Raw genomic sequence first — 5669 nt, 5'->3', positions numbered from 1 at the left:
CCCCCCGCCGGGGCGGCCGCTTTATCATTTAAGCACTTATCAGGTAGGGGCACACGGGGGAGGGTCGCCGACCCTCCGCCCGTGAACGCGCGTGGGCGGGCGTCGCCGCGAAGCGGCGCTCCGGCGCAAAGCGCCGGGCAGACCCGCCCACAGGCCATTTGCGGTCAGGGGCCGCAAATGGGGCGCGTCAGTAGTCCCAATAGCTGTCGGGCATTTCTTTTTTCTCGCGGGTATCGATATCGACACCTTTAGCAGAATCCAAGATTTTTTTCAGCTCGGCGTTTTCCTTGTCCCAATCCTTGTCGGAAATTTTAAACATGCTCTTGAGCTTGCTCTGGGTATACCACTTGCCAGTGTCGAAGGTCTTCCCGTCGATTTCCACGGTTTTATTTGAGCTGTTGCGGTCGAACATGTACTCGGTGTACTTGTCCTCCCAGTTGTTGCGCTTTTTCTCGTACTGGCTCTCCAGGCGTTCATCCTTCTTGTCCTGCGCCTCGGAGGAGAGCTGGCGGATGAGATAGCTTCCGTCGTAGAGGGTGACGTTATCCCACTCGACCATCTGCGGGCGGTCGTAGTTATAGACATTGAGCGCGATGTAGGAGGGATAGACGTCCTTGGTGGTCAGCGTGCAGTTGCCGAGCTTCTTCTCGTCGAAGTAGTAGGTGAGCACGCCGTTGTTGGCCTTGATGAGCAGGGAGTGCCAGCCCTCTTCCACGGTGAGGTCCTCGGTTTCCTTGTCGCCGTTGACAAACCGGTTGGCCATGCCCCAGCTTCCCTGTGCTTTCGGGTTATAATATTTGAGCACGGGCGCGCCGGAACCGCCCTTGACGAGCGCGATGGCGGGCGAGGAGTTCTTGAGCGTGTTGCCGTCGCCGTCCACGAGGTCGACGCGGAACTCGGCGCGGCGGCGTCCGTCGTTCGACGAGAACCAGTTGTCGTCGATATTGATCTTCACGGTTGCGGTCCAGGTGTTGCTCGAGGGCATTTCGACCGGGAGCTTCTTGCCCTGGAGGGCGTAGTATTTGTCCTTTTTGTCGTCCGAGCGGTATTTGTAGTAGCCCTTAGGCCCCACGGAGAGATAGAGCTTGCCGTCCGAGCGGTCGAACTCCTCCGGCTCATACCGGTCGGTCACCCACTTGTCGGCCGATTTGGCGCTGGTGCTGAAGGTGTCGCTGGTGATGATCGCGATTGCCGATGCCGGCGCGGAAAGCGCCATGACAAGTACCAGCAGCACGCTGATGGTCGCCGTCAATTTTTTCATAGCTTGGATCCTCCCTCAGAACTTGGCAGCCGTACTGGTGCCTGTCTATATTCACTAACAGTATAACAATTAGTATAATGAAAATCAAGGAAATCGAGGGATTTTCTCTCGGGAAATATTGCCTGAATTTCTTAGTGTCTGTCCCAAACATTGTTAAGTTTGACAAAAATAGCGCCCCCGGAGCGGAAATTTGGTTTGAGCCTCACAGAAAGCGGGCAAAAACCGCGGCGGATTGAAAATCCGCTTGCAAAAGCAAAAAAATGAGACTACACTTAGTAAACAATCAGAATGGGGCATTAGCCCCCTTCCATCTTCCGGCGAAAGGGATGGTGCTGTGGAACGGGTCATCAAGAATCTGGTCGAATATGACAAGCGCGGCCGGCGGCTTGTGGAAGAGGCGGAGGAGGAGCGCCGCAGCGTGCTGGCGCACATGGACGATTATAAAAAGGAGCTCGCGAAGCAGTACCACGAGCGGGAGCAGGAAAAGGTGGAGCAGTTCCGCCAGCAGGCCCAGGTGGAGAAGGAGGAGGCCCTTGCCGCGGCGCGCGCGCGCCACGAGGAGGCGCTCGGCCGCCTGAAGGCGAACTACCGGAAGAACAGCGCGCGGTGGGTCGCCGAAATCGTGAACCGCTGCATCGGGGGGTGACGCCGTGGCGCAGTATGCAAACGCGGTGATCTCCAAGGCGCGCGCCATGTACGGGCAGATGCTCTCCCCCGCCCAGTACGACGACCTGCTGCGCAAGCAGAACGTGCAGGAGATCTCCGCCTACCTGCGGGAGAAGACCCCTTACCGCGCGGCGCTGGAGGGGGTCCAGGACAGTACGATCCACCGCCGCCAGCTGGAGAACCTGCTGCACAGGGACCTCTTTTACCAGTACGTGCGGCTCGCGAAATATGTCCGCGAGAAGGACAGCATCTACCAGTACATCGTCATGGACCTGGAGATCGAGCTGATCCTTTCAAGCCTGCGCAACATCATCTCCGACGAGCAGGAGGACTTCGTCGCCTCCCTGCCCACCTTCATGCAGCCCTACGCGAGCTTCAACATCCTGGGGCTGGCGGGGGCGCGCTCCCTCGACGAGGTGATCGAGGCGGTGGCCGGGACGGTCTACGAGCCGGTGCTGCGCCGCTGCCAGAAGCAGCACCCGCCCGAAGGCAACACCCTGCGCTACACCCGCTATGAGCTGGCGCTGCGCACCTGCTATTTTTCCACGCTGCTCGAACGGGCGAAGCGGGAGACGCGCGGCAGGGCCTCCGCCGAGCTGCGGGAGCTGATCACCATGCGGGCGGAGCTGATGAACCTCAACACGATCTACCGGATGAAAACCTATTTTCAGGCGGACGCCCACCGCATCCGTGTGACGATGCTCCCCTTCTACAGCCGGCTGAGGCCGCGCCAGCTCGAGGAGATGGTCAGCGCGCGGGACACGCAGGCGTTTTTGAAGCTGCTTTCCGCCACCCCCTACGGGCGGCGGCTCGATCCGGAGACCGGCTTCTTCGAGGGGGAGACGGACGGCGTGCGCTACCGCGCCACCAGACGGCTGCTTCGCTTTTCGACCAGCCCGGAGGTGGTGTATATGGCGTTCATGCTGCTGCGCAGCATGGAGACGGAGGACATCGTGCGCATCATCGAGGGGGTCCGCTACGGGCTGCCCCCCGAGAAGATCGAAAAGCTGCTCTATAAGGCGTAAAGGACGACCAGGCGAAGGACCGATTCAAACGCGAAGGACCGGCCGGCCCCGGTGGGGCGGGCATTTCAAATATCCCGGGGGGACCGGCGGGGGCCGGTTCCCGTCTGCCGGAGAAAGGGCGGATTCACATGTCGATTGCCAAGCTGGCGCTGGTGAACATCGTCGGCGATATGAAGAGCCTCGACGACGTCATCATACGCTGTTTGGACAGGGGGGATTTCCATCCCGAGCCCTCGCAGCAGGCGGCGGGGGGCATCCGCGGCTTCACGCCGCTGTCGGAGGAGAACCCCTACACCGACGCGCTGCAAAAGCTGACCGACGCGGGCGTGGCGGCGGGGCTCAACCCCAAGTACATGCCGGAATATGTGCGGAGCGACAAGCTGTCCCGCGTCGCGGCGCACAGCCGTCAGTATTACGAGGATTTTTACAGGACCTTTTCCGAGGGGCTCGGCGCCCTGCGGGAACGGATGAACTTTTTGCAGGGGGAGATCGATCAGGACGAGGCCGCGCTGCTGATCCTGTCCCACCTGGCGGAGCTCGACGTCGATTTCGACGAGCTTTTCACCTGCAAGTATATCAAGGTGCGGCTCGGAAGGCTGCCGCTCGACAGCTACCAGAAGCTCTCCTTCTATGCGGGAAAGCCCTTCATCTTCAAATCGTTCGACGCGGAGAAGGACTACCGCTGGGGCGCCTATTTCTGCATGGCGGAGGACGCGCCCGAGATCGACGACATCTTCTCCTCCCTCTACTTTGAGCGGATGCGGGTGCCCGCCTTCATCCACGGCACCCCGGAGACCGCCCTGACGCGGCTGCGGGAGGAGATCGCCACCAACCGGGAGCAGCTCGCGGCGGCCAAAAACCAGTTCCAGGAGCTGGTGGACGCGCAGCGGGACCGCTACTACAAGCTCTACACCCGGCTGAAATTCCTCTCTGACTCGTTCGACATGCGCAAATATGTCTCTGTACTGAAACGGGAATTCATCGACGTATTCTATATCACCGGTTTTATCGAGGAGAGCCGCGCGGACGACTTTGCAAAGAGTCTGCGGCTGCTTGCCGACGTGACCGTCGAGGTCAAGCCGGACGACTCGGACAAACGGCTCCAGCCGCCCACCAAGCTCAAAAACGGCTGGTTCTCCCGCCCGTTCGAGATGTTCGTCGAGATGTACGGCCTGCCCGCCTACGGCGACTTCGACCCCACCCCCTTCGTGGCCTTCACCTATTCCCTCCTCTTCGGCGTCATGTTCGGCGATCTCGGGCAGGGGCTGGTGCTGGTGCTGGGCGGGTGGCTGCTCTGGAGGTTCAAGCGGTTCCAGATCGGCGCGGTCGTCAACCGGATCGGCATCTTCTCCTGCATCTTCGGTACCCTTTACGGGTCGGTGTTCGGGTTCGAGGAGCTGCTCACCCCCTTCTATACGAACGTCCTGGGCCTGCCCGGCAAGCCGATCGAGGTCATGGCCCCCGAAAACACCAACCTCATCCTCATCGCTGCGGTCGCGCTCGGCGTGGTGCTCATCTGCACCTGTATCCTGATGGATATCTTCGTCAGCCTCCGCAAGCGCGACTATGAACGGGCGTTTTTCTCCGCCAACGGCGTAGCGGGCCTTGTCTTTTACGGCGCGGTCCTCTTCGGCGCGGTCATGATGTTTCTGGCGGGCAAAAACTATTTCACCCACCTCTACGTCATCCTGCTCATCGTTCTGCCGCTGGCGGTCATCCTGCTCAAGGAGCCGCTCGGCAACCTGCTCCGCGGACTCGGCGCAAAGCCGGAGGAGGGCATGGGCGCCTATCTGACGGTCGCGCCCTTCGAGCTCTTTGAGGTGGTGCTCAGCTTTTTCTCCAACACGATGTCCTTCCTCCGCGTGGGCGGCTTCGTGCTCAGCCACGCGGGCATGATGGCGGTCGTCTTCACCCTCTCCGAGATGGTCGGGAACGCCGCCAGCCCCGCGGTCATCATCATCGGCAACCTCTTCGTGATGGGCATGGAGGGCCTCATCGTGGGCATCCAGGTGCTCAGGCTCGAGTTCTACGAGATGTTCAGCCGCTATTTCGACGGCGACGGAAAACCATTCTCCCCCGTCACGGTAAAGGGCGCGGGGAAGTGATCTTCTCATCCGACACGTCTCTGTGCCTTCGGGCGCGGATACCAATTCAATTTGGAGGTAATTTGTGATGTTGTTTGTGATTGCTACCGCCGCGGTGATCGTGGCCACCCTGCTGCTCATCCCCATCGTCAAGGTCGGTTCCACCTCCGGCGCCAGAAGGCGCGTGCTTGCCAACGCGGGCGTTTTCCTCATCGCTACCCTGCTGATGATCATGATGGCGGTCGGCGTTTCGGCCGAAACGCCCGATCCCGACACGGCCCCGGACACTGCCGCCGTCGAGACCGTCCCCGCCCAGAACAACCAGGGCATGGGCTATCTCGCCGCCGCGCTCGCCACCGGACTCAGCTGCCTGGGCGCGGGCATCGCGATCGCGTCCACCGCCCCCGCCGCGATCGGCGCGTTTTCCGAGGACCCCAAGGCGTTCGGTAAGGCGCTGATCTTCGTCGTCCTCGGCGAAGGCGTCGCGCTCTATGGACTTCTGATCTCGATTCTGCTGATTAATAAGCTCTGATTTACCGCTCAGTGAGCGGTGTAGTTTGCCGGGTCCCGCCCCGGCAGGCGGCCCCATTTCTTGTACGGACAAGAAATGGGGGAAAGAAGCCGCAGGGGGCC

General features: G+C 61.0%; 5 protein-coding genes. 4 read left to right on the top strand and 1 reads right to left on the bottom strand.

Annotation, left to right across the window (positions count from 1 at the left end):
• Positions 1-187 precede the first annotated feature (187 nt).
• A complete protein-coding gene (locus NE609_RS16700) occupies positions 188-1261 on the bottom strand; it encodes a hypothetical protein (RefSeq protein WP_256153171.1) in 1074 nt (357 codons plus the stop codon).
• A 334-nt stretch (positions 1262-1595) separates the two neighbouring features.
• On the opposite strand from NE609_RS16700, the gene NE609_RS16695 reads away from it, so the two are divergent.
• The 4 genes from NE609_RS16695 to NE609_RS16680 all read left to right on the top strand — a co-directional run bounded on the left by NE609_RS16695 (position 1596) and on the right by NE609_RS16680 (position 5568).
• The gene (locus NE609_RS16695) at positions 1596-1907 is read left to right on the top strand and encodes a hypothetical protein (RefSeq protein WP_101553108.1); all 312 of its coding nucleotides are present in this window, start codon (positions 1596-1598) and stop codon (positions 1905-1907) included.
• A gap of 4 nt (positions 1908-1911) precedes the next feature.
• Entirely contained in the window at positions 1912-2952 is a 1041-nt protein-coding gene (locus tag NE609_RS16690; RefSeq protein WP_256153170.1) for a V-type ATPase subunit, read from the top strand.
• A 128-nt stretch (positions 2953-3080) separates the two neighbouring features.
• Complete coding sequence (locus tag NE609_RS16685) at positions 3081-5057, top strand: V-type ATP synthase subunit I (RefSeq protein ID WP_256153169.1); 1977 nt, start codon at positions 3081-3083, stop codon at positions 5055-5057.
• 67 nt (positions 5058-5124) lie between these two features.
• Positions 5125-5568 carry an ATP synthase subunit C gene (locus tag NE609_RS16680; RefSeq protein ID WP_256153168.1) on the top strand — a complete coding sequence of 148 codons (444 nt, stop codon included), beginning with the start codon at positions 5125-5127 and terminating at the stop codon, positions 5566-5568.
• Positions 5569-5669 lie beyond the last annotated feature (101 nt).

The sequence above is a fragment of the Anaerotruncus sp. DFI.9.16 genome (assembly GCF_024461615.1).
Taxonomy (GTDB): Bacteria; Bacillota; Clostridia; order Oscillospirales; family Ruminococcaceae; genus Anaerotruncus; species Anaerotruncus massiliensis.
The sequence above is the reverse complement of the archived record's forward strand: the minus strand, read 5'-3'. Positions and strand labels throughout refer to the sequence as shown.

Excerpts from the sequence above, each read along its gene's own strand:
- NE609_RS16700 (WP_256153171.1), bottom strand. The coding sequence starts at position 1,261 with ATGAAAAAATTGACGGCGACCATCAGCGTGCTGCTGGTACTTGTCATG.
- NE609_RS16685 (WP_256153169.1), top strand. The coding sequence starts at position 3,081 with ATGTCGATTGCCAAGCTGGCGCTGGTGAACATCGTCGGCGATATGAAG.
- NE609_RS16680 (WP_256153168.1), top strand. The coding sequence starts at position 5,125 with ATGTTGTTTGTGATTGCTACCGCCGCGGTGATCGTGGCCACCCTGCTG.